Annotated in this window: 20 protein-coding genes; 1 reads left to right on the top strand and 19 read right to left on the bottom strand. The window is 54.4% G+C overall.

What is annotated here, in order from left to right:
- Nucleotides 1-237: 237 nt before the first annotated feature.
- The 10 genes from der to SK38_RS00375 form a co-directional block, all read right to left on the bottom strand.
- Complete coding sequence (der, locus tag SK38_RS00420) at nt 238-1,710, bottom strand: ribosome biogenesis GTPase Der (protein WP_003835168.1); 1,473 nt, start codon at nt 1,708-1,710, stop codon at nt 238-240.
- A gap of 118 nt (nt 1,711-1,828) precedes the next feature.
- Nucleotides 1,829-3,007, bottom strand: coding sequence for an outer membrane protein assembly factor BamB (gene bamB / locus SK38_RS00415; protein ID WP_008785453.1), 1,179 nt, complete (start codon nt 3,005-3,007; stop codon nt 1,829-1,831).
- 10 nt (nt 3,008-3,017) lie between these two features.
- Complete coding sequence (locus SK38_RS00410; RefSeq protein ID WP_003835172.1) at nt 3,018-3,638, bottom strand: YfgM family protein; 621 nt, start codon at nt 3,636-3,638, stop codon at nt 3,018-3,020.
- 13 nt (nt 3,639-3,651) lie between these two features.
- Nucleotides 3,652-4,926, bottom strand: a complete 1,275-nt coding sequence (gene hisS, locus SK38_RS00405; RefSeq protein WP_003835173.1) for a histidine--tRNA ligase — start codon at nt 4,924-4,926, stop codon at nt 3,652-3,654.
- Nucleotides 4,927-5,036: 110 nt separating this feature from the next.
- Nucleotides 5,037-6,155 (bottom strand): flavodoxin-dependent (E)-4-hydroxy-3-methylbut-2-enyl-diphosphate synthase, encoded by a 1,119-nt coding sequence (gene ispG / locus SK38_RS00400; RefSeq protein WP_003037720.1) that lies wholly within the window; start codon nt 6,153-6,155, stop codon nt 5,037-5,039.
- Between the two features lie 26 nt (nt 6,156-6,181).
- Entirely contained in the window at nt 6,182-7,186 is a 1,005-nt protein-coding gene (gene rodZ / locus SK38_RS00395; RefSeq protein ID WP_048234736.1) for a cytoskeleton protein RodZ, read from the bottom strand.
- A 283-nt stretch (nt 7,187-7,469) separates the two neighbouring features.
- Nucleotides 7,470-8,636 carry a dual-specificity RNA methyltransferase RlmN gene (locus SK38_RS00390; protein WP_008785455.1) on the bottom strand — a complete coding sequence of 389 codons (1,167 nt, stop codon included), beginning with the start codon at nt 8,634-8,636 and terminating at the stop codon, nt 7,470-7,472.
- A 251-nt stretch (nt 8,637-8,887) separates the two neighbouring features.
- Entirely contained in the window at nt 8,888-9,319 is a 432-nt protein-coding gene (gene ndk / locus SK38_RS00385; RefSeq protein ID WP_003037710.1) for a nucleoside-diphosphate kinase, read from the bottom strand.
- Between the two features lie 148 nt (nt 9,320-9,467).
- The gene (pbpC, locus tag SK38_RS00380; protein ID WP_048234734.1) at nt 9,468-11,780 is read right to left on the bottom strand and encodes a peptidoglycan glycosyltransferase PbpC; all 2,313 of its coding nucleotides are present in this window, start codon (nt 11,778-11,780) and stop codon (nt 9,468-9,470) included.
- Nucleotides 11,781-16,715 carry an alpha-2-macroglobulin family protein gene (locus SK38_RS00375; protein ID WP_048234732.1) on the bottom strand — a complete coding sequence of 1,645 codons (4,935 nt, stop codon included), beginning with the start codon at nt 16,713-16,715 and terminating at the stop codon, nt 11,781-11,783.
- A 206-nt stretch (nt 16,716-16,921) separates the two neighbouring features.
- Between SK38_RS00375 and sseA the strand changes: the two genes are divergently transcribed.
- A complete protein-coding gene (gene sseA, locus SK38_RS00370; protein ID WP_048234730.1) occupies nt 16,922-17,767 on the top strand; it encodes a 3-mercaptopyruvate sulfurtransferase in 846 nt (281 codons plus the stop codon).
- Between the two features lie 43 nt (nt 17,768-17,810).
- Here the strand turns inward: sseA and sseB are convergent, their stop codons facing one another.
- The 9 genes from sseB to iscS all read right to left on the bottom strand — a co-directional run bounded on the left by sseB (nt 17,811) and on the right by iscS (nt 25,012).
- Nucleotides 17,811-18,587, bottom strand: coding sequence for an enhanced serine sensitivity protein SseB (sseB, locus tag SK38_RS00365; RefSeq protein ID WP_016157136.1), 777 nt, complete (start codon nt 18,585-18,587; stop codon nt 17,811-17,813).
- A gap of 70 nt (nt 18,588-18,657) precedes the next feature.
- Nucleotides 18,658-19,941: an aminopeptidase PepB gene (gene pepB / locus SK38_RS00360; protein WP_008785461.1), complete on the bottom strand. Its 1,284-nt coding sequence runs from the start codon at nt 19,939-19,941 to the stop codon at nt 18,658-18,660.
- A gap of 61 nt (nt 19,942-20,002) precedes the next feature.
- On the bottom strand, nt 20,003-20,203 hold the full coding sequence (gene iscX, locus SK38_RS00355) for a Fe-S cluster assembly protein IscX (protein WP_003037694.1): 201 nt from the start codon (nt 20,201-20,203) through the stop codon (nt 20,003-20,005).
- Nucleotides 20,204-20,214: 11 nt separating this feature from the next.
- Nucleotides 20,215-20,550, bottom strand: a complete 336-nt coding sequence (gene fdx, locus SK38_RS00350; RefSeq protein ID WP_003037690.1) for an ISC system 2Fe-2S type ferredoxin — start codon at nt 20,548-20,550, stop codon at nt 20,215-20,217.
- A gap of 1 nt (nt 20,551) precedes the next feature.
- Nucleotides 20,552-22,402: a Fe-S protein assembly chaperone HscA gene (gene hscA / locus SK38_RS00345; RefSeq protein ID WP_003838439.1), complete on the bottom strand. Its 1,851-nt coding sequence runs from the start codon at nt 22,400-22,402 to the stop codon at nt 20,552-20,554.
- 15 nt (nt 22,403-22,417) lie between these two features.
- A complete protein-coding gene (gene hscB, locus SK38_RS00340; RefSeq protein ID WP_003835201.1) occupies nt 22,418-22,933 on the bottom strand; it encodes a co-chaperone HscB in 516 nt (171 codons plus the stop codon).
- Nucleotides 22,934-23,041: 108 nt separating this feature from the next.
- Nucleotides 23,042-23,365 carry an iron-sulfur cluster assembly protein IscA gene (gene iscA, locus SK38_RS00335; RefSeq protein ID WP_003835203.1) on the bottom strand — a complete coding sequence of 108 codons (324 nt, stop codon included), beginning with the start codon at nt 23,363-23,365 and terminating at the stop codon, nt 23,042-23,044.
- Between the two features lie 20 nt (nt 23,366-23,385).
- On the bottom strand, nt 23,386-23,772 hold the full coding sequence (iscU, locus tag SK38_RS00330) for a Fe-S cluster assembly scaffold IscU (protein WP_002913991.1): 387 nt from the start codon (nt 23,770-23,772) through the stop codon (nt 23,386-23,388).
- 25 nt (nt 23,773-23,797) lie between these two features.
- Nucleotides 23,798-25,012: a cysteine desulfurase gene (gene iscS, locus SK38_RS00325; RefSeq protein WP_003835233.1), complete on the bottom strand. Its 1,215-nt coding sequence runs from the start codon at nt 25,010-25,012 to the stop codon at nt 23,798-23,800.
- Between the last annotated feature and the right edge of the window lie 96 nt (nt 25,013-25,108).

The following is a 25,108-nucleotide window of genomic DNA, read 5'->3' as shown; positions in this document are numbered from 1 at the left end:
ATCTGACCGATTTTTTACATGCGGCGAAAAGTTATTTAACCATTTGATAACCTAAGGCTAGTTTTGTCTAGTACCAGCCCCCGGACTTTAAGATGAAAACTCGACAAATGTCTACTTTCTTAGATTTAAACTTGGCAAAAAACGAATAGTGATTGACTTTACACAGGGGGAGATCAGCAATGGGCAGACGAAAAAAAACCCGCGACAAGCGCGGGTTTTTATCTGCATCAGCAACAGTTACTTGCTTTTTTTGATGTGCTTAATCAAACGCTTACGCTTACGCATCTGAGTCGGCGTTAATGTATTACGTTTGTTCGCAAACGGGTTCTCCCCTTCTTTGAACTGAATACGGATCGGCGTCCCCATTACGTCCAAAGACTTGCGGAAATAGTTCATCAGATAGCGCTTGTAGGAATCCGGCAGGTCTTTGACCTGGTTGCCGTGAATCACCACGATTGGCGGGTTATAACCACCGGCATGGGCATATTTCAGCTTCACACGACGACCACGCACCAGAGGCGGCTGATGATCTTCTACTGCCATGGTCATGATGCGCGTCAGCATCGCGGTGCTCACGCGACGTGTAGAGCTATCGTATGCTTCACGGACCGATTCAAACAGGTTACCCACGCCGCTACCGTGCAGAGCTGAGATAAAGTGTACGCGGGCAAAATCAATAAAGCCCAGACGGAAGTCCAGCGTCTCTTTGACCTGCTCTTTTACTTCCTGCGTCAGGCCATCCCACTTGTTCACAACGATAACAAGTGAGCGCCCACTATTGAGGATAAAGCCCAGCAGCGACAGGTCCTGATCGGAAATCCCTTCACGCGCGTCAATCACCAGCATCACAACGTTGGCATCTTCAATTGCCTGCAGCGTTTTGATTACTGAGAATTTTTCTACCGCTTCGGTAATTTTGCCGCGCTTACGCACGCCCGCGGTATCGATGAGCACATATTCGCGTTCATCGCGCTGCATCGGAATATAAATACTGTCACGCGTGGTTCCCGGCATGTCGTAAACCACCACGCGGTCTTCGCCGAGAATACGGTTAGTAAGCGTGGACTTACCTACGTTCGGACGGCCGACGATTGCCAGTTTAATCGGCAAATCCTGCGGGTTGAAATCGTCCTCAGGCTCTTCTTCGCCGTTTTCTTTGGCTTCAAGCTGCGCCCAGTATTCTGCGTCTTCATCCACTTCTTCCTGAGGAGCAACGTCATCCATCCACGGCAGCAGAACATGCTCCAGCAGGCTGAGAACACCACGACCATGGGACGCCGCAATCGGATAAATTTCACCCAGACCCAATGAGTAGAAATCAACAACCGCCTGGTCAGGATCGAGTCCGTCAGTTTTGTTGGCGACCAGGAACGTCGGTTTCTGGCGCGAACGCAGGTGTTTAGCAATAGCTTCATCCGCTGGCATCAGGCCAGCACGCGCATCCACCATGAACAGCACAACGTCTGCTTCTTCGATAGCCAACAGCGACTGTTCCGCCATACGGGTTTCAACACCGTCTTCGGTGCCATCAATACCGCCGGTATCAATGCAGATAAACTCACGGCCTTCAATTTCCGCACGACCGTACTTACGGTCACGAGTCAGACCCGGGAAATCCGCAACCAGCGCATCTCGGGTGCGAGTTAGACGGTTAAATAACGTGGATTTGCCAACGTTAGGGCGCCCGACAAGCGCGACCACAGGTACCATGTTTAAAGCCTCATTTAAAAAATCATCAGACAACGGGCACATTTTTTGCCCCGTTGTTAAAAACAGTAAAACGGCCCCTGCACCAGGAGCCGTTTTTCAAAGCGAGCGGCCGGGACGATTAACGCGTAATAGAGTACAGCGTACCGTCTTTCGCCTGGATCAGCAGTTTACCATCAGCAGAGACCGGCTCGGTCAGGAAACCTGAGCTGTCGACTTTCTGCTGGGCAACAAAACGACCATCGTCAACGTTAATCCAGTGCAGGTAGCCTTCGCTATCACCGACGACCAGATTGCCATTATACAATACCGGGGACGTCAGCAGACGGTGCAGCAGATCGCTTTGCGTCCACAGCGTCACGCCGCCATCGGTGGTCAGCGCCAGTACGCGGTCATTCTGGTCAACCAGGTAGATACGGTTACCGTCGACGATGAAATCATTCACCGAGCCCAGTTCGCGTTTCCACATAATCTGACCGCTGCGCAGATCCAGCGCCGTCAGGTTACCATTATAAGCCAGCGCGTAAACAACGCCATTGACGATAACCGGCGTGGTATCAACGTCGCTCAGACGATCGATTTCCGTTGGGCCTGTCGCCTGTGAGATACGCTGCTGCCAAATCATCTGGCCTTGCTGCATCAGCACGGCGCTCACGCGACCGTTATCACCGCCGACAATAGCTGCGCCAAAGGCGGTTGCCGGAGCGGATTCACCACGCAGAGACAGGGAAGGCATGTCGAGGTTAACTGTCCATTTGATGGCGCCATCAGCTTCGTTTAATGCCTGCAACTGGCCGTTGCTGGTGTGGATCAAAACTACGCCATCGCTCACAACAGGACGAGACAGCGCTTCACCGGCGACTTTCGTCTGCCATGCGGTGGTACCGTCGCTGGTATTCAACGCATAAACCTGTGCTTTTTCGCTGCCAATGTAAACATGTCCGCCGGACACGGTTACACCGCCAGAAAGCTGTGCAGATGCACGGGAGAACCAGCCGTCTTTCTCACCCAGATTCACAGACCAGACTTCTTTACCGTCGCCTGCGTTCAATGCTTTCACTACACCAGCGCGATCGGCTGCATAGACAACGTTATCCGCCAGCGCAGGGTGAAGATTGGAATAGAAATCACCAATACCGTTACCTACGGAGGTGCTCCATTCCGTAGACGGAGTAAACTGGTTTTCAACCACCGGTAATGGGGACATCTTAACGACATCTTCTTCGCCACTAAACAGTGAACAGCCGCTCAATAGGGTAACGGAAAGCAGCCCTGGCAGAAGTAATTTACGCAATTGCATCGGGTCCCTCTCAGATGGACAAATTATTGATTTTCATCTGCATCATTTCGCTCAGAGCAGGAGAGGCATCGCTTTTCACACCCGCTTCCCATGCGCTACGCGCACCTTGTTTGTCGCCTTTGCTCAGCAACGCTTCACCGCGCAGATCGGCAACAATGGCCGTCCACCCTTCACCTTTAATGGTGTCGAGTGTTTTCAGCGCGGTATCAGCCTGTTTAAGCTGAACCTGAACACGAGCCAGACGCAGGTTAATCACCGCTTTGAGATTTTCATCGCTGGTCGCAGCCAAGCCCTGTTGCAGCTGACTTGCGGCTTTCTCAAGTTCATTTTGGTCAACAAACTGCTGCGCAAGTTCCAGTGAAGCTAGCGCGCCGTAGGTATTTTTATTCTCTGCAGCAAATTTCTCAGCGGCAGGAATGCTGTCCGGTTTACCCGCGCTAACCGCAGTCACCGTATTTTGATATGCCAGAGAAGCAGAGCGTGCGGACTCCGTTTGATGGCTGGTCCAGTAACGCCAACCAACCAGCGCGCCAACCCCTAAAATGATCCCAACAGCCAGCGCCTTGCCGTTTTCAGCAAAGAAGCGTTTTACCGCATCAACCTGGTCGTGTTCGTTCTCGTAAATTTCCACGCTGTCCTTCTCCTTAGCCCAGTAAAGTGCGCAAATGCGCGGCAACGCTATCCTGCGCTACTGCCGTTTGCTCACCAGAGCGCAAATCCTTCACTACAACAGTACCGTCAGCCACTTCGGACTCGCCCAGTACCAGTGCAACGCGGGCGCCCCACTTATCGGCACGGGCAAACTGTTTCTTAAAGTTGCCGCCACCGTGGTTTGTCATCAGTTTCACACCAGGAACTTCATCGCGCAGACGTTCTGCAAGCGTCATTGCCGCCGACTGCGTGTCCGCCCCTGAAGCGACCAGGTATATATCGACAACAGGATCTGCGTTAAATTCCGGATTAACTGCCTGAACTAACAAAACAAGTCGTTCCAGCCCCATAGCAAAGCCCACGGCTGGCGTTGCACGACCGCCAAGTTGCTCTACCAGACCGTCGTAACGACCACCGGCACACACGGTGCCCTGAGAGCCCAGGCTGCTGGTGACCCACTCAAATACGGTGCGGTTGTAGTAATCAAGACCACGAACCAGACGCTGATTGACGGTGTAGGCAATGCCTGCGGATTCCAGCAGTTTGCACAAGCCCGCGAAGTGCTCGCGAGAGTCGTCATCAAGATAGTCGCCCAGTGCAGGCGCGTCGTTGAGCAGCGCCTGTACTTCCGGGTTTTTGGAGTCGAGAACGCGCAGCGGATTGGTGTACATACGACGCTTGCAGTCTTCGTCCAGTTTCTCTTTATGCAGTTCCAGGTAGGCGACCAACGCATCACGGTAGTTAGCGCGGGCTTCAAGCGAACCGATTGAGTTCAGCTCAAGGCTAACATGCTGAGAAATACCCAGCGCGCGCCACCAGCGAGCGGTCAGCATAATCAGCTCCGCATCGATGTCCGGGCCTTGCAGGCCAAATACTTCGACACCCAACTGATGGAATTGACGATAGCGTCCTTTCTGCGGACGTTCGTGGCGGAACATCGGCCCGATATACCACAGACGCTGTTCCTGATTGTACAGGAGACCATGTTCGATGCCGGCGCGTACGCAGCCCGCAGTCCCTTCAGGACGCAACGTCAGGCTGTCGCCATTACGGTCCTCAAAGGTATACATCTCTTTTTCAACCACGTCGGTGACTTCACCGATCGCGCGTTTGAATAACGGGGTCTGCTCTACAATCGGCAAGCGGATTTCACTGTAACCGTAGCTACCGAGCACGTTTTTGAGAGTGCCTTCAATGCGCTGCCAGATGGCGGTTTCGCCAGGCAGATAATCGTTCATGCCGCGAATGGCTTGAATGTTTTTTGCCACGTTTATTCTCTTTATGAATATAAAAATGAACCCTCAGCGCTAACCCGAACAATGCGGGCGCCATGCGGGTTCAATCATACACGGGAAGCACGCCGCTTCCCATCACGTTGTTATTTTTCAAGCTGCTGCACGTCGATACGACGCGCTTCGTCCAGAATACTCGCTTTAGCACGGATGCGGGCTTCAAGCTGCGTAATCATATCGTCGTTATCGAGTCTGTCCTTACGCACGCCGTCTTCATACAGGCCGCTTTTCTTGTTACCGCCCGTCACGCCCAGCGTAGAAACCAGCGCTTCACCAGGACCGTTTACCACGCAACCGATGATCGAAACGTCCATTGGCGTAATGATATCTTCCAGGCGTTGCTCCAGCGCGTTAACCGTACCAATAACGTCAAACTCCTGACGCGAACAGGTTGGGCAAGCGATGAAGTTGATCCCGCGCGCGCGAATGCGCAGCGATTTCAGGATATCGAAACCTACTTTGATCTCTTCCACCGGATCGGCTGCCAGAGAAACACGCAGCGTATCGCCGATCCCTTCAGATAACAGCAGGCCAAGGCCGATCGCGGACTTCACCGAACCACTACGCAGGCCACCGGCTTCGGTGATCCCCAGATGCAGCGGTTGATCGATCTGTTTCGCCAGCAGGCGATAGGATTCTACGGCGAGGAAAACGTCAGACGCTTTAACACTGACTTTGAATTGATCGAAGTTCAGACGATCGAGGTGATCCACGTGGCGCATAGCGGATTCCAGCAGCGCCTGCGGCGTCGGTTCACCGTATTTTTCCTGCAGATCTTTTTCCAGCGATCCGGCGTTGACGCCGATACGGATAGGAATATTTTTATCACGAGCGCAATCCACCACCATGCGAATACGCTCTTCACTGCCGATATTACCTGGGTTAATACGCAGGCAATCAACACCGTATTCCGCTACCTTCAGCGCGATACGATAGTCGAAGTGAATATCGGCAACCAGCGGGACGTTAACCTGCTGTTTGATAAGCTTGAACGCTTCTGCGGCATCCATTGTCGGTACAGAGACACGAACAATGTCTGCGCCTACGCGTTCCAGCGCTTTAATCTGATTAACCGTCGCTTCCACATCCGTGGTACGCGTATTAGTCATAGACTGTACGGCGATGGGCGCACCATCGCCGATCGGCACGTTCCCAACGTAAATGCGTGTCGATTTTCTACGTTGAATTGGAGCCTGGTTATGCATTAAAAAATCTCCCGCATTGCCGTCTGTTACTGAGCCGGTGATTGTTCGGCATTAACGGTCAGACGCGCAACCTGGTTAGTTCTGATAAAACGACTCAGATCGACAGGTTTACCCTGGAACTGAATCTGCACTGCCGCCGGGGCGCCAATTTTCAGTTTGTACGGCGCTTGACCGGTCAGGTTTAGATTGCCGTCTTTACGCTGCATCCCGCTGAACAGTTTTTTACCGGTCGCATCGGTTACTTCCAGCCAGCAATCGGCGGTAAAGTTCATCACCAGCGCGTTAGGATCGGCTGCAGGTGTAGTCACACCTGCCTGATCGGTCGGCAGAGGAGCCGCTGTAGCTGGCGCTGTTGGCGCTGCGGTTGCGGTTGCGGTATCGACGTTAGCCTGAGATGGGGCAACAACGGCGTTCTGTTGCGCATCAGCGGCGGGTGCCGGGGTCGCAGCAACGTCTGGCGTTGGCGCTGCGTCCGCTACCGCACCATCGTCAGGAGCCGGAGGGGTATCCTGCCCTGCTGCTGCGCTGGTATCTAACGGTACGTTCTGCGCACCCTCTTTACCGGCATTCAGCTCAGCAGAGGATTGATCGGCCATAGTGGTGATCTCTTCCTGCTGCGCTTTATGGTTCTGCCACCACCAGGCACCAGTCAGTCCGACAACGACAAACAGTACCAGCCAGGTAAAGGTCATTAACCAGCCGTCACGTTTCTTACGACGTTTGCCGAGCGAGAAGCTCTGCATCGGTGCGACTTTAGCTGGTCGAATCGGAGCCTGTTTTTCCAGCCCTGGCAACAGTTCTTCTTCAGGAATATGCACCAGACGCGCATAAGAACGGATATACCCGCGCAGGAATGTTGAAGCAAGATCGGCTGGCGCCTTATCCTCTTCAATATCGCGTACCGTGGAGACCTTCAGGCAAAGTCGCTCCGCGACTGCCTGCTGGCTGAATCCGAGTTGTTCACGGGCATTGCGCAGACGAACGCCGGTGGATAGTGTTTCATTTTTGTCGTGCGTGGCTTCAGTATTCATTCGCTACAGCTGCGTAAATTTGGGTTCTGATGCCGGCGAGCCACAATGCTCACCCACACCGCGAAACATCTGGTCAGTTAACCTTCGTCAGACAGTATAAAACGGTCAGACTATCAATGACAAAACGGCGTAAACCTGAGGGCTAAACACTTGTTACGCCGTTACATACTGCCTTAAAGTCGACAAAAACGCACCGTTATTATTGACCTGACGACGACAACAAAAAACCTCATATGGCTTACGTTGCACTACGGTACAGGAATTATACCGTAGTGCGCCAACATCAAACGGTCTTAATCTCGATAGCGTCGCCCTGCATACGCTTACGCAGAGTACGCTTGGTACGGTCGATAACGTCGCCCGCCAGTTGACCACAGGCTGCATCGATGTCATCGCCACGTGTTTTACGCACAATGGTGGTGAAACCATAGCTCATCAACACTTTGGAGAAACGATCGATACGGCTGTTAGAACTACGGCCATACGGCGCGCCCGGGAACGGGTTCCACGGGATCAGGTTGATCTTACACGGCGTATCTTTCAGCAGTTCTGCCAGCTGATGCGCGTGTTCAGTGCCATCATTGATGTGATCTAACATCACATACTCAATGGTTACACGACCCTGGTTAGCGTTGGACTTCTCCAGATAACGACGAACCGCGCCAAGGAATGTTTCGATATTGTACTTTTTGTTGATAGGTACAATTTCGTCACGAATTTCATCGTTCGGCGCATGCAGAGAAATCGCCAGCGCGACGTCAATCATATCACCCAGCTTATCCAGCGCAGGGACAACGCCTGAGGTGGAGAGCGTGACGCGGCGCTTGGACAGCCCAAAACCGAAGTCATCGAGCATGATTTCCATCGCCGGAACCACGTTGGTCAGGTTGAGCAGCGGCTCACCCATCCCCATCATCACCACGTTGGTAATAGGACGCACGCCCGTAGCCTTTACCGCACCGACGATCTTCGCCGCGCGCCAGACCTGACCAATGATCTCCGATACCCGCAGGTTACGGTTAAAGCCCTGTTGCGCCGTAGAGCAGAATTTACACTCTAATGCGCACCCGACCTGTGAAGAAACACACAGGGTCGCACGATCGTCTTCCGGGATATACACCGTTTCAACGCGCTGATCGCCAACTGCGATAGCCCATTTGATCGTACCGTCAGAAGAACGCTGCTCTTCCACCACTTCCGGGGCGCGAATTTCAGCCACTTCTTTCAGCTTGTTACGCAGCACCTTGTTGATGTCAGTCATGTCATCAAAGTTGTCGCTGCAATAGTGGTACATCCACTTCATGACCTGATCGGCACGAAACGGTTTTTCGCCCATCTCTTTGAAGAATTCGCGCATTTGCTGACGGTTCAGATCCAGCAGGTTAATTTTTCCATTTTTATTTGGAACCGCAGGAATGACGACTTCAGAGGTGTTAACTAATTCAGACATAATTTTTTCCGGCCTCGTTGTTACACGTTGTGGCCCGTGGAGGGTTAAAAAGAAACGCCCCGGCAAGCGATCTGCTCTTCCGGGGCGTTGCATTGTACAAAGTCTGGCGCAGGGATGCCACGTTTGCACGAAGCATTAGCGAAAATAATATGTAAAGGAAGATCGTAGGCCTGATAAGACGCATCAGCGTCGCCATCAGGCAAAACAGTGCCGGATGCGCAAATGCTTATCCGGCCTACCCCACGAGCTTATCAGCGAGTGCGCGGGCAAACCTCACCTTCACCAAAGAAATAGGCGATTTCGCGCGCCGCTGACTCAACGGAGTCGGAACCGTGAGTACCGTTCTCGGTGAAGCTGTCAGCATAGTCTGCACGCAGAGTACCGGCCAGCGCATTCGCCGGGTTGGTTGCGCCCAGCAGATCGCGATGACGCTGTACGGCATTTTCGCTTTCCAGAACAGAAACAACGATCGGACCGGAAGTCATGAATTCAACCAGACCGTCAAAGAACGGTTTGCCATCGTGCTCAGCATAGAAGCCACGTGCCTGCTCAACGGTCAGGTGCAGCATTTTAGTGCCGACAATTTTGAACCCTGCTGCTTCAAAGCGCGCAAAGATGCTCCCAATAACGTTTTTTGCCACCGCGTTTGGTTTGATGATGGAAAAAGTACGTTCAATAGCCATGATAACCTCTGTAATGTGTTCTGTTGTTGTCTATATAGATGTACGACCTGGCGCGGATTATAAAGAGCATCCCGGCAATTGACTATTGATGAAGGTAACATTTCTTTAAAATAAGATGAATTTTAGCAACAAACAGTCACCAACTGGTCTACTGCATCGAAAATCTCACCGTCGCTACCTGACCAGCGTCATCCATCACCAGCAGTTGATAATCCCCTTTAGTCGCCAGCCGTAGCGTAAGACGACGTCCACGTTCTTCCAGCCTTTCACCGTTAAGAAACCACCAACGTTCAGCGCTCCCACCACTGGTTTGCACCGGCAATGAGGCTTGAGCAGAACCGGGTAAACGCTTCACAATCGCGCCATCACGAATGCCTGTCAACTGCAATGGCTGCGAAGCGTCTTGTCCCAGCGGCGGACACGTGGCAGAAACTGGCGGTAATCTCGCCCCACGGCGTTCTGATTCAGGTAGCCATGGCTCCAGCGGCAACGGCCAGACGATTAACGTTTGCTCGTGCGCCTGCGGGCAATCCGCCGCCACACGTTTGCCTTCATCATCCAGCCAGACAGGAAAACGAATGCCATTAACCCCTTCCTGCTCGGGCAATAATAACGTTGGCGGCTGACTGCCATCCAGTAACCAGGTTGCCAGACGGCGACGGCAGTTGCTGTCTCCTGGGGCAAGGGATTGCCCGCCCGGCCAGCACACCACGCCGCGACTCACGGAATCAGGACGTGGATCTTCCGGCTGATTGGTCCCGCGAGAGAGCAAAAGATTGTTGACCTGATTGAGCAGCGGCACGGCGCTGGCAAATCCAAACTGGCCCACCACCGGCGTTCCGTCTGGTCTGCCAGTCCAGATACCGATCACATAACGGGCGTTAACGCCAATCGCCCAGGCATCGCGATAGCCATAGCTGGTGCCCGTTTTCCACGCCAGCGGAACCACTCTGCTCAGTGCGTTATCCGGCAGCGGTTGCGCTTCGTCGGCCATAATACGGCGAATAATCCACGCCGCGCCCGCCGACATCAACGGACGTTCAAGCAGTGGGTCACCCGGCTGCAGACGCAGTTTTCCCGCTTTTCCCTTACGGGCAAAGGCGCTGTACGCTGCGGCCATATCTTCCAGCCTTGCCCCCGCGCCACCTAAAATCAGCGACAGATTCGGCGCAGCCCCTGCGGGCAGATACAGCGGTAAGCCGACGTTACGTAACGATGCGGCAAAGCGCTTCGGACCATAGGCTTCGAGCACCTGCACGGCGGGTAAATTCAACGACCTTACCAGCGCTTCGCTCATGCTCACCGGGCCATGAAAACCGCTGTCAAAATTCCCCGGTCGATAATCTCCGGTTCGCCGCGGGACATCCTGCAACAACGAAGCGGGATGAATGAGTCCGTCATCCAGCGCCAGACCGTAAACAAACGGCTTCAGCACCGAGCCTGGCGAACGGATCGCATTCACCATATCCACATGACCAAAGCGGGAGTCGTCATTCATATCTACCGACCCCACCCAACCACGCACGCTCATATCGGTGTGATCGACCACAATCATTGCCAGCGAACTGCGTGCAGGTAAGCGCCCCTTCCAGTTCTGCGCCAGCTCTTCCAGTTGACGCTGCAATCCGGCATCAAGGGTAGTCACGATTTTATCGCTCCGGCTTTTTCCCAGCATCATGCGCGAGAATAACGGCGCTAACTGCGGCATTTGCCGGGGCGACAGCCAGACTGGCTCTTCACGCGACTCCTGTACCTGTCTGGCAGGCCAAATACCCTGGCTCGCCATACGTTCGAGCACTTTATTACGCGCAGCTTCAGCACGGTCCGGCCAGCGATCCGGACGCAGGCGACTCGGTGCCTGTGGCAAAACAGCCAGCAGCGCGGCATCGGAGTAACTCAAATGCGCGGGTGATTTACCAAGATAGGCCCAACTTGCCGCCCCGACGCCCTGCAGCGTACCGCCAAACGGCGCACGGTTGAGATACAGTGTCAGGATGTCGCGTTTGGAGAGATGCCATTCCAGCTGCAATGCGCGCCAGAGCTGGCGAAACTTGCCGCCGAAGGTTCGCGGATGGGGATCGAGTAATCGTGCGACCTGCATGGTGAGCGTACTACCGCCCGAAACCACACGCCCAGAGGAGAGGTCCTGCCATGCTGCGCGCAGTACTGAAAACGGATTGACGCCGGGATGCTTCCAGAACCAGCGGTCTTCATAGTTAATTAACGCCTCAAGGTAGCGGGGCGACACCTCATCAATCGTTACCGGATACCGCCAGATACCTTCGGCATCGGCAAAGCGCCAGAGTGGCGTACCATCATGTGCCACCACGACCCGTGCCGGATCGACTTCGTGCAAGGGCAGCGGCCAGATTTTATCTGTCGCCCAAACTGCCGCCACAATCAATAGCGCAACGGCTGCCAGCCAGAGCCAGCAGCCGCGTTTACCCAACCCGCGCATCATTTACGGTCTGACAATCAAAAGTCCCTCTGTCGCACCGGTCGCGCGCCACTGCGGAACATACATTGATTCCACCTGTGGGACGGGAACCTGGTAGGTCCCCGGCGTTACCGCTCGCGCCAGATACACCAGCGTAACCGGTTGTCCTTCATTGACCGCCACCGCAGCGACAAAGCGATCGTCACGGAACTCAACGTGCTGGATATCTGCCTGCTGCATCTGATTAAGCAGATTCGCCACTTCGCTACCGCTATCCTGCAGGCTGGCGCTGCCGTTGGCCAGATTCTGGTTTTCCAGTTCCAGTCCTGCTGGCAGTAAGTCAACCACCAGCGCATCCGGCACGTTCTGGCTGGCTTTCACCTCCAGCCAGACCAGCACCAGCTCGCCGCTACGCAGAGAATCCAGTGATTTACTGTTTCCGTCGAGCCCCAGGATTTGACGCTCAATATGCAGAACGTTGCTGGCAGGTGTCGGTGAGGTTTGCGGATAACCGCTCACATCCAGACGCAGCCACAGCGGTTGATTACCGGTATTGGTGACGCTCAGCGTAGACAGCGCATCGGCATCCAGATTACGCGTCTGTGATTTCTCCCCGGCTAACGGTTGCTCCGAGAGTGACGTTTGCGCCTGCCATGTGCCTGGCAAGTCCTGTAACGTACGCGCGGCAAGGAACAACGCATTATTTTCCTGAGTCGAGAGCCAGCGCTGCCCAAAGGCCTGTTCTGACAACGTGTTCAGCAGCGTATTCTGCACGTCAGGTTTGAGCTTGTTCTCTTCGAGCAAGGCCATCATCAACGCGTTATCCCGTAACGCACTGCCGTAATCCGCCATCCACTGTTGCGTATCGCGGCGCGGCGTATTCAGCGCCAGCGTCAACGCCTGTTCACTGCGGTTAGCATCGCCCATATTTTTCAGCGCGATCCCCAATTGCAACAGCGGTAAACCAGAAGCCGCCTGAGCGCGTCGCTCCCAGATTTCACGCAGTGCGCCAAGCGGGGCTTTTTGCTGACGCGCCAGAACCAACGCGGCGTAGGCTTGTACGGCAAACCGGCTTGCTGAAGAGTCGTCGGTATAGCGAATCGACAACATTCCAGGATCCTGCAAATAGCGCAGCAGCCGCTCGTTGCCACGGTTAATGACCTCTACCGGGACGCTGTAGCCCTGTTCATTTGCCCTAACAAGGAAATCCATGACATACGCAGTCAGCCAGTACTCTTCCGACCCGTTTTTATCCCACAGCGCGAAACCGCCGTTATCACGCTGCATCTGCACTAAACGAGAAATCCCAATATCGACTGCAGCACGGCGTTTTTCATCGCTGTCACCCACAATACCTAACGCCTTCAATTGCGCAGCGTTGGTGTATAAGGATGGGAACAATCCGCTCGCCGTTTGCTCCAGGCAGCCGTAAGGGTAAGCCTTCAGTTCGCGGATATAACGCGCCAGATTCAGCGGCGGCTTACCGCTGAACAGCAGTTGTCCCTGCATCGTTGCAGGGGAGAAATTGGTCAGTTCTTCGCCCGGAAGCTGCCAGGTTGCGCCCGGTTGAAGTGCGACACCGTTATTAACGGTTTGCGCCGGGAACGCCGGACGCACGCCAATCTTCCACTGTTTATGCTGAACTGGCAGCGTTTCACCCGGTAAAGTCAGACCGCTAATTTCTGCCTGAATTTCGCCATCGCCAACCCCCTCCCGCGCACGCACCGGAATAAACAACGTAGTCCGTACGCCTGGTGCCAGATTCAATGGAGCAGGATCTTGTCCCATCAGCTCCAGTAAACCGCTGGCCGCGAGCTTAATATTCAGCGTTTGCGGTTTGTCAGTCAGGTTAGTCACGTCCAGCGTCAGTCGCGAGGTATCGCCTCCCGCCAGAAAACGCGGCATATTCAGTTCAGCAATTACCGGCGCGGCAACAATCACCTTGCTTTCACTGCTGCCAAAGTCATCCGCCGTCCAGGCCTGTGCCATTACCCGTAGCTCGCCGTTGAAATCACCAATCGGTAGCGTCACCGTACCTTCGCCCTGCTCGTTGAGCGTGACCGGCAGCGCCTGTTGCGCCACGATATTGACGTGATTGACCGGTGGCTTACCGCCGCGCTTTAATTCATCGCCATCACCACCAAAGCGCAGCGCCGCCAGCCGACCTTGCCCTTCGATCACCTGGCCGTAAATATCATAAATATCCGCGCCATAGCGTTTTTGTCCGAAAAATGCCTGCCACGGATCTGGCGTGGCGTAATCGGTAATGTTCAACACCCCGCTATCAACGGCAGAGACCAGCACGTTGACCTGTTTTGGTATGTCGCCATTTTTGACGCTGGCTTTAATCTTGACGGTCAAAGACTGGTTTGGACGTATTTTCGCCGGGTTTTCCAGCGCCAGCGCCAGACGACGGTTTTCATCACCTAACGGCAAATGCAGTAAACCAACCGCCCGTTTTGGCGTGGCCGAACGGGACTTGTCGCCAGGACGAACCACCAGCGCACTGAGATACAAATCGTGGCGATTCCAGGTTTTATCAATCGGGATGGAGATATCGAGACCATCCGCCGGTACGTCTATTTCTTGCCACCACAGCGGGCCTTCGCTGGACTCCACCATCGCATAACCTTTGCCAGCAGCAGGAGCGGCAACGTGCAGCTTCATGGTATCGCCAGGACGATAGCTGGGTTTGTCCAGTTTCAGAGTCACGCGATCGGGACGCACGGCCCCACTGCCGTCGCTGTTATCCTGCCAGCTATAACCTGCCCAGAAGCGTACGCTGCTCACCGCATCATTCGGGGCTTTCACTTCCAGACGATAGGCACCCCACTCAACCGGGAAGCTGACTTTACCGGTTTCATCGGCCTTAAGATCCAGAGTCTGCTCACCTTCAACCAGATCCTTTTGATCGAACTGTGATTGCCAGCCCTCGCCTTCAGACCAGTTCCAGTAATAATCCCGGCGCTCGCGGATCAAACGCACCTGCAAACCGGACACCGCTTTTTTCTCGCCCTGCGCATCGGCATAAACAATGTCGAAAGCGGCGTTGCTGTTTTCATCAACGATAGGCTGATTCACAGTGGTATCAGTGCGGTAGTCATAGACGGCTTTTGCCGCAAACTGCGGACGAATACCCGGCAGCGTGTCCGCAGGCCAGATGGCTTGTTCAGCCCGACGCGTCACCGGGCGGCCACCTGACTCCAGCAGGCTGGCTTGCAGGATCACCTGTAACGGGGAATGCGTCTCCTGCCATTGGCTGTTGGTGGTCACTTCGCCGCGACCGTGTTCATCCAGCGTAAGCTGAACTTCATCGAGGCTGCGGGACAGGTTTTCTTCGGCAATATTACCAAACTGGAACCCCGGCAATGCCTGCACCGCTTCGCGCAGCGGGCGCAGGAAAAGCTGCCCTTGCAGAGCATTGCCATTAGCGGGCGCGCCGTACAGGTAGTAGCCCACTACCGAGAACTTCACTTCATCAGCCGGAGCCACGGGAATCTTATTAGCGGAGAGATTGAGCGCCATCCGCTCAGGCATAAAATCTTCGACGTGGAAATCCCACATCCGTGACTGGTTGTCGCCCGTATTAGCACGAATATGCCACATACCGGTTGGTGCGTTGGTGTCCAGCGGCCAGCTAAAGCGGTACAGACCGTTCTCCGGCTGGCTAACCACCGAACGTAACACTTGCCCGTCGGGCTTCACGACCTCCAGCTTCACCGGCTGGTCGGGCAACGTTTTGCCGTCGCTGTCACGCAGTAATCCGTTGAGGATCACCGTTTCGCCAGGACGATAGAGGTCACGGGGACCAAACATAAAGAACTGTTTGCTGTATCCCGGTGCACCGGCAATATCAAATTCAGCCAGATCCAACGCCGGGAGTTTCAAATCCAGCAGCGTGGTTTGCCCGTCTTTGCGGGCCAGCAATAAAGCCGCGTCTTTATCAGTCTCCAGTTTGACATGACCCTGCGCGTCGCTGGTAGCCTGCGCCAACGTCTGTCCTTTTTCGTTGAGTAAGGTGACCTCTATACCCTGCTGCGCAGCGCCGTTTTCCAGACTCTGCGTAAAGACATCAAGTTGATTATGGTAACGGTGCGCAGACACACCAATATCGCTGAGCGTGAACAGCGTAGCGGCATTACTGTAGTTGTATTGTCCAGCCTGATTCATCACCGCGATGTAAACACCTGCTTGCTGCAACGGCTTGATATCGCTCAGCGGCAGCAGCAGCTTCTCACGGGTGTTACGCGCAGGATTGAGGTCAAAGCGTCCGGTATACACCAGTTCCGCCATTTTCAGTAAATTGTCAGATTCCCAGTTCGTCAACGAATTGCGGTATTCCCACTGGCTGACAAATGCGCCGAGCGATTCAGGCTTCACACGAAAGAAGTTCACATCCACGCTGTTAACGTTGAGGGCCATTACCGGCAGGCCTTCAATTACTTTTCCCGGCAACAGCGAGCCGCGACTGGCAAACCCAACGCTTGGCTGTACATCGCGGGTGGTAATGTTTTTTTCATAATCAATAGCGAACGTCGCTTTATTCAGCGCCAGCAAATCACGCTCAATGGTCACCACCAGTTCCCGGTTAGGTTCCAGATGGCGTAAGCGCAGCTCTTTCAGATTTGGCGCCAGCTCCCAGGCACCATCCACTTTGCCGCTTTTTTTATCAACAACGTGCACGACGCGGGAAAAATCTTGTTCTGGATCGAGGGGAATGGAGAAGGTCAAAACGAGCGTTGCCGCACCGTCGAGCTGGACCTCTGAGGCATCCAGCAGCGTCAGCGACTTGCCCTGGCTTTGTTGCACCAGCTTTTGTAATTGAGCTTTATCTTTTGCTGGCGCAGTCTGTGCCGCAGGCGCATCAGGTTTCGCAGCCGTCGGTGATTTTTCGTTATTATTATCGCACCCGACCAGTGCCAGCATCAGCATGCAGGCCGCTACGCGTAAATGTTTCATTTTTCATCCCTGGCCGTAGTGGCCCGTTAGCTACGTAGAACAACTATTATGCGTCAGATTTCCGGCTGTGGAAGTCAGTAACTGAACAACGTTGTCTTAATTTAAGTGATTAATGTGGATTCACCTGACAAATCAGCCTGTTTTACTTGTCGCTTTACGGTAAACATCCGACAATTTGCCAAAACCTGGTAAAAATGGAGATGCCTATGACCACCGCCTTCTTTGTCGCTGCCGACTGGCTTGCCGAACACATTGACGACCCGGAAATACAAATTCTTGATGCCCGGATGGCACCTCCAGGACAGGAAGATCGCGATGTTGGCGAGGAGTATCGTGCGGGCCATATTCCTGGCGCAGTATTTTTTGATATTGAAGCGCTTTCCGATCATACCTCACCGCTACCGCATATGATGCCACGCCCCGAAGCCTTTGCCGTTGCGATGCGCGAGCTGGGCGTTAATCAGGATAAGCATCTGGTTATCTACGATGACGGTAATCTGTTTTCCGCGCCACGCGCATGGTGGATGCTGCGGACATTTGGCGTCGAAAATGTCTCCATTCTGGCAGGCGGTCTGGCAGGCTGGAAGCGCGATGAGTTAATGCTCAAGGAAGGCGATGAGGATTTACCTGAAGGTGAATTTAACGTGGCCTTTACGCCTGACGCAGTTGTGCGCGTTACCGATGTACTGCTGGCCAGTCATGAAAAAACGGCGCAGATCGTCGATGCCCGTCCGGCTGCGCGTTTTAATGGCGAAGTTGACGAGCCGCGTCCTGGTCTGAAACGTGGTCATGTGCCGGGTGCGCTTAACGTACCGTGGACAGAACTGGTTCGTGACGGCGAACTGAAAACCACCGATGAGCTGGATGCTATTTTCTTCAGCCACGGCGTGAGCTTTGACCGCCCTATTATCGCCAGCTGCGGCTCCGGCGTAACAGCTGCCGTCGTCGTGCTGGCACTTGCCACGCTGGGCGTTTCTGACGTCGCATTGTATGACGGCGCATGGAGCGAATGGGGAGCGCGCAACGATTTACCGGTAGAACCGCAATTATAAAGCTGGAAAAGCCGGATAGCGCTACGCTTATCCGGCCTACAATTTAGATAATCCGGTTCTGTTTAAAGTCGCGCAGGAAACCGCCCCAGCGGCGTTCGTAGAACGGTGCGATATGCTCAGTGATAAAGTGGCTCACGCCCTTCTCACCCTTCTTCACCTGGCAGATATCAATAGGTTCATCGCCCGGCAGCGTATCGGTCGCGACGCTGCCAGCAGCGTGGATGATCTCTTCAATATCCCCTTCCGCTTCAATACCAATCAGCAGATTCGGCTGGGCTTCCGCGCTTTCTTTGATTGAGCAGAGAAACGCGCGTTTTACCGGCTTAATGGTTTTAAACAGCGTAGTCAGCGAGTCAATCATCTGCGCCGGAGGTTCAGCGACTTCAGAGAGGATCAGCGATTCACCGCCTTCCAGTACTTCCTGGGTGCTGAGCGGATTCCCCTCTTCCCCCATCAGCAGGCTGATTTCACGCGGCATAAATTCTTTGCCGGTCGGCAGTTTCGCGTTGAGAAAGAGCGTTTCGCCGAGCGTCATTTCAAACAACGTACGCACCGGCATAACGACAAATGCTTGCTCATCTTCCACCGCCTGCTGCAGGGCTTCCAGAGAAGTGAAGAACGGGATCACGGTCGTGCCGTCTTCTTTTTCCCAGTGCTGCAGGTCGAGAGCGCTGTCTTCAACCACCGCCTCGCCTTCTGCGGCAGTACCCGGCACCCAGACTGTGGATTCCAGTAAAGTACGAAAAAATGCCGGACGATGCGCAGGCTCTGTTGCCGCTTGTTCCAGCAATGTTTCTAATTCGTTTTTTGTTTCGGACATAAGTATCACAAATTGGATGAATACATGTAGGCCGGATAAGCGTAGCGCCATCCGGCAATACAGTAATAAATTATGCGGTCAGCAGATTCGCAATCGTGCGCACACCCAGACCGGTTGCGCCCGCAGACCACTGCTCAACCGGCGCTTTGCGATAGGTTGCAGAGCAGTCGATATGCAGCCAGCCCTGCTGGTAGTTTTCCACGAAATGGGACAGGAAGCCCGCCGCGGTGCTTGCGCCAGCCGGGTAAGCCGCGCTACCGGTGTTATTCAGTTCGGCAAAGTTCGACGGCAACTGGCTACGGTGAAACTCTGCCAGCGGCAGACGCCAGAACGGTTCGTTTTCTTGCGCCGCACTTGCCAGCAGGCGAGCAGCCAGCTGATCATCAAAGCTAAACAGCGCGTGGTAATCGTTGCCCAGCGCGGTTTTCGCCGCGCCGGTCAGCGTGGCAGCATCAATGATCAGTTCCGGTTTCTGCGCACTGGCATCGATCAGGCCATCGGCCAGCACCAGACGTCCTTCGGCATCGGTATTCATCACTTCAACTTTTTTACCGTTGCGATAGTGAATAATGTCGCCGAGCTTAAAGGCGTTGCCGCTAATCAGGTTATCCGCGCAGCACAGATACAGCTTCACGCGCTTGTTCAGACCACGGGTGATGGCAAATGCCAACGCACCGGTGACCGTTGCCGCACCGCCCATGTCGGACTTCATTGAGTCCATAAATGCGCTTTGCTTGATGCTGTAACCACCGGAATCAAAAGTAATTCCCTTACCAACCAGGCACGCATAAACCGGGGCTTCTTTGTCGCCTGTTGGGTTGTAGTCCAGCGCCAGCAGCACTGGAGGACGTTCAGATCCGCGACCCACGGTATGCAGGCCCATGTAGTTCTGCTCGCGCAGATCTTCACCTTTGGTGATGCGGTAAGAGACGTTATCGCACGCGACGGAGCACAGCAGATCAACAGCGCGCTGCGCCAGCTGTTCCGGGCCCAGCTCTTCTGCCGGGGCGTTAATGGTATCGCGCACCCAGTCAATAATCTTCAGACGGCTATCCAGCTCTTTGCGCTGCGCTTCGTCCAGAGCGGCCCACTCAACTTTGCGGGTGCCTTTTGGTCCCTTGTAGCCCTGCCAGAACGCCCAGCTACGTTCGGTATCCCAGCCTTCACCGTCCAGTTGCACGTGTTTAATACCCAGGCCGTCGATTTTACGCGCGGCACGCTGGATAAGGCCGAGGTCATCTTTTCCGTTCAGGTGCAGGGTAATGCCGTCATTATTAATGCTGTATGTCGCCTTTTCACCCCAGCGGGCATCGGCGGGTTGCGTGGAAAGCGTAATTTTCATGGCTTCTGTCATTTTATTTATCCTTATTTTCGCGCATACAGGAAAACGGGCCACCCGTGGGCAGCCCGTTGACTTATTCGGCTTCGTCCAGCCAGACCAGCAAAATGGCCTCAAGGATTTTTTCGTTCGATGCCTGAGGATCATCATCGAACTCTTCCAGGTCACAGATCCACTGGTGCAGATCGGTGAAACGAACGGTCTTGGGATCGAGATCGGGGAAAGCGTCATACAGCGCCTCGCCGATTTCGCGGCTATCGGTCCACTTCAGTCCCATACTACCCTCTGTTAATGCTCACGCGCATGATTGATTGTGTAACGTGGGATTTCGACCACTAAATCGTCCTCGGTTACCCGCGCCTGACAGCTTAAACGGCTCTCCGGCTCCAGTCCCCAGGCTTTATCCAGCATGTCGTCTTCTTCTTCTGTGCTTTCCGGCAAAGAATCAAAACCTTCACGCACGATGCAGTGGCAGGTAGTGCAGGCACAGGATTTTTCACAGGCGTGTTCAATCTCGATCCCGTTACGCAGGGCAACGTCGAGAATGGTTTCGCCGGTCTCAGCTTCCAGAACTGCGCCATCGGGACAGAGATCCTGATGAGGCAAAATAACAATCTTTGGCATATTAAACCTCGTCCACGGAATGGCCTTTCAGCGCGCTACGGACGGATTTGTCCATGCGGCGAGCGGCGAATTCCTGGGTTTGTTTGTCTACGTTTTTAATGGCTTGTTCTATCGCGTCAACATCGTCACCCTGTGCAACCTCGCTCAAGTGCGCGGCGGCGGTGTCGATAGCCTGACGTTCTGCGGCGCTTAACAGCGCGGCATCAGCGTTCAGCGCACCGGATAAACTCTCCAGTACGCGTGCCGCTTCGACTTTCTGTTCTGCCAGCATACGCGCTTTAACGTCCTGCTCGGCAAAACTCATCGAATCCTGAATCATGGAGGCGATTTCACTGTCGGTCAGACCGTAGGACGGTTTAACCTGGATTGAGGACTCAACGCCTGTGGATTTCTCCATGGCGGTGACGCTCAGCAGCCCATCGGCATCCACCTGGAAGGTCACGCGGATGTGCGCACCGCCTGCTGGCAATGCCGGGATGCCGCGCAGCGCAAAACGCGCCAGTGAACGGCAGTCCTGCACCAGCTCACGCTCGCCCTGCATCACGTGAATGGACATCGCGGTTTGGCCATCTTTAAAGGTGGTAAAGTCCTGCGCGCGCGCCACTGGGATAGTGGTGTTACGCGGGATCACTTTCTCCACCAGACCGCCCATGGTTTCCAGTCCCAGAGACAGCGGGATAACGTCCAGCAGCAGCATTTCGCTGTCCGGTTTATTTCCGACGAGAATATCCGCCTGGATTGCCGCACCGATAGCGACCACTTTGTCCGGGTCAATAGAGGTCAGCGGCGTACGGCCAAAAAATTCACCGACGCGTTCACGTACCAGAGGTACGCGCGTTGAACCGCCAACCATCACCACTTCCAGCACATCTTGCGGCTCCACGCCCGCATCTTTCAGCGCGCGACGGCAGGCCAGCAGCGTACGCTTGACCAGTGCGGAAATGAGTTCATTAAAGGTTTCACGGGTGATTTCACCCTGCCATCCAGCCACGTTAACCGTTACAGAATCAGCGTCGCTAAGCGCGATTTTCGCTGCAATCGCGGCATCCAGCAGTTCACGCTGTACGCGGTTATCGCTGCGATCGGCCACGCCCGCCTGCTCGCGAATGTAATCGGCCAGCAGATGGTCAAAATCGTCGCCGCCGAGCGCGGAATCACCGCCGGTCGCCAGCACTTCAAACACGCCACGGCTCAGGCGCAGAATAGAAATATCAAAAGTACCGCCGCCAAGATCGTAGACTGCGATCACGCCTTCCTGACCGGAGTCCAGACCATACGCGATCGCCGCTGCGGTCGGTTCGTTCAGCAGACGCAATACGTGCAGGCCCGCCAGACGCGCGGCGTCTTTGGTCCCCTGACGCTGTGCATCGTCAAAGTAAGCCGGAACGGTGATTACCACGCCGTCCAGTTCGCCGGACAGCGATTCGGTAGCCCGCGCGGCCAGCGCTTTCAGAATATCAGCGGAGACGCGCACCGGATTAAGCAAACCGGCAGCGGTTTCAATCATCGGCAGACCGTTTTCGCTCGCCTGGAACGTATATGGCAGATGCGGGTAACGCGCCTGGATATCCGCCAGAGAGCGGCCCATCATGCGTTTTACCGAGCTAACGGTGTTTGCCGTATCCAACGCTGCATTGGCGCGGGCATCGTAACCGACAGAGTAGCCCTGCTGCTGATAGTGAACCACTGACGGCAACAGGTGGCGACCTTCATGGTCTGCCAGCGTTTCGGCCTGGCCACTGCGTACGGTCGCAACCAGGGAGTTGGTAGTGCCTAAATCGATACCTACCGCCAGACGACGCTGGTGCGGCGCGGCGCTCAGACCAGGCTCACTAATTTGTAATAAGGCCATTTTCGCTTCCGGAAATTAAAAATCGAGCAGTTTTTCTTCGAGTTGTTCTGCACTGCTTCGCAGTTTATCGAGAAAACGCAGCTTACGCACGGTATCTGCCGCTGCGTCCCACGTCTCGCTATCCAGCTGTTCCACCATCAGTTGATGGCGAACGTTATACATTTCGCTGACGCGTTTCATAAACGCATCTAAACGTTGACTGTCTTTTGCCTGTTCAATCTCGTCCAGCTCTTCACGCAGCTCCAGTTGCTCCATCAGGAACGCGGTATCGCGCACCGTGTGCTGCTCGCTGCGGATATCAAAACCGTGTAAAGACAATAAGTATTCGGCGCGCATCAAAGGATGACGCAGCGTTTGCCAGGCCTGGTTGATAGTGGCGGACTGCGAAACCGCAGCAAGTTGTTCCGCCTGGGAACCGCTGGCGAATTTATCAGGATGATACTGACGTTGTAGATCCTGAAAACGTAGGCTCAGCGCCTGAGTATCGAGCTGATAACGCGCCGGTAAGCCAAAGAGGGTGAAGTAGTCCATAACATTCTCAGGGCATCGATTCTCTGTTGTTCGATGAGGCAAAACCAGAGAGTCAGGTAAAACAAACCCCACGCGCAGGCGACCACGGTGGGGTTATCAGTAAGCGCGTTACACGTGGAAGCTTTCGCCGCATCCACATTCGTCTTTCACGTTCGGGTTAGTGAACTTAAACCCTTCGTTCAGACCTTCTTTGACGAAGTCTAACTGCGTACCGTCGAGGAATTGCAGGCTCTTACCGTCGATCACGACTTTTACGCCTTTGTCTTCAAACACGGTATCTTCAGCCGCCGGCTCGTCAACAAATTCCAGTACATAGGCCATACCTGAGCAGCCGGAGGTTCTCACGCCCAGACGCAGACCAAACCCTTTACCGCGGTTTGCCAGGAAGGTATTTACACGCGCTGCTGCACTGTCGCTTAAGGTAATCGACATAATAAAACCTCAACTCTTAATTATTTTGCTTCACGTTTGCTTTTGTAATCCGCAATCGCGGCTTTAATCGCGTCTTCAGCCAGAATAGAGCAGTGAATTTTCACCGGTGGCAGTTCAAGCTCGTCGGCGATATCGGTGTTTTTAATCGCCTGTGCTTCGTCCAGAGATTTCCCTTTTACCCATTCGGTAACCAGAGAGCTGGAAGCAATAGCGGAACCGCAGCCGTAAGTCTTGAAACGCGCGTCTTCAATGATACCCTCATTGTTGACTTTGATCTGCAACTTCATCACGTCGCCACAGGCCGGTGCACCCACCATGCCGCTGCCCACGTTCTCGTCGCTGTTGTCAAAAGAGCCCACGTTACGTGGATTCTCGTAATGATCGATTACTTTTTCGCTGTAAGCCATGCTGAATTCTCCTTATCGGTACCGATTAGTGATGTGACCATTCAATGCTGTTCAGATCCACGCCCTGTTTGAACATTTCCCACAGCGGAGAAAGGTCGCGCAGGCGGCCGATGGAGTTGCGAACCAGATTGATGGCGTAGTCAATCTCTTCTTCGGTAGTGAAACGACCTAAAGAGAAACGAATTGAGCTGTGCGCCAGCTCGTCGGTCATCCCCAGCGCGCGCAGCACGTAGGATGGCTCCAGGCTTGCAGAAGTACATGCAGAACCGGAGGATACAGCCAGGTCTTTCAGCGCCATAATCAGCGACTCGCCTTCAACAAAGTTGAAGCTGACGTTGAGAATGTTCGGTGCGCCCTGCTCGAGGTCACCGTTGAGGTACACCTCTTCCATATCTTTCACGCCGTTCCACAGACGGTTACGCAGACTGCGCAGGCGCGCCATCTCGGTTTCCATCTCTTCTTTAGCGATACGGTATGCTTCACCCATGCCGACGATCTGGTGCACAGGCAGCGTACCGGAACGCATACCGCGCTCGTGACCGCCGCCGTGCATCTGCGCTTCAATACGAATACGCGGTTTACGACGAACGTACAGCGCGCCGATACCTTTCGGACCATAGATTTTGTGGCCGGAGAAGGACATCAGGTCAACTTTCAGTTGGCTCAGATCGATAGGCAGTTTGCCCACGCTCTGGGTCGCATCAACGTGATAGATGATGCCGCGAGCACGGCACATTTCGCCGATAGTCGCGATATCCTGCACCACGCCGATTTCGTTGTTCACATGCATGATGGACACGAGGATGGTGTCGTCACGCATTGCCGCTTCAAGTTCTTTCAGGTCGATAATGCCGTTACGCTGCGGGGCGAGGTAGGTAACTTCAAACCCTTCACGCTCCAGCTGACGACAGGTATCCAGCACGGCTTTGTGTTCGGTTTTGCTGGTGATGATGTGCTTGCCTTTTTTCTGATAAAAGTTGGCTGCACCTTTAATCGCCAGGTTATCGGATTCAGTCGCACCGGAAGTAAATACGATTTCACGCGGGTCAGCGCCCACGAGGTCGGCAATCTGGTTACGGGCGATATCTACCGCCTCTTCAGCCTGCCAGCCGAAACGGTGTGAACGAGACGCTGGGTTACCAAAGTTTCCGTCCAGGGTCAGACACTGCATCATTTTCTCGGCAACACGCGGGTCCACCGGCGTGGTTGCGGAGTAGTCGAGATAGATCGGTAATTTCATTGCTCTATAAACTCCGTACATCGCTTCAATGCAAGGAATCAGGCAACCGGCTGGATGTACGACCGAGTTAACGGGGTGTGTAGCACCCCGGCCTGA

It is taken from the genome of Citrobacter sp. MGH110, assembly GCF_001037515.1.
GTDB classification, from domain to species: Bacteria; Pseudomonadota; Gammaproteobacteria; order Enterobacterales; family Enterobacteriaceae; genus Citrobacter; species Citrobacter portucalensis.
Note: the sequence above shows the minus strand (reverse complement) of the source record. Positions and strands in the feature narration are given on the sequence as shown.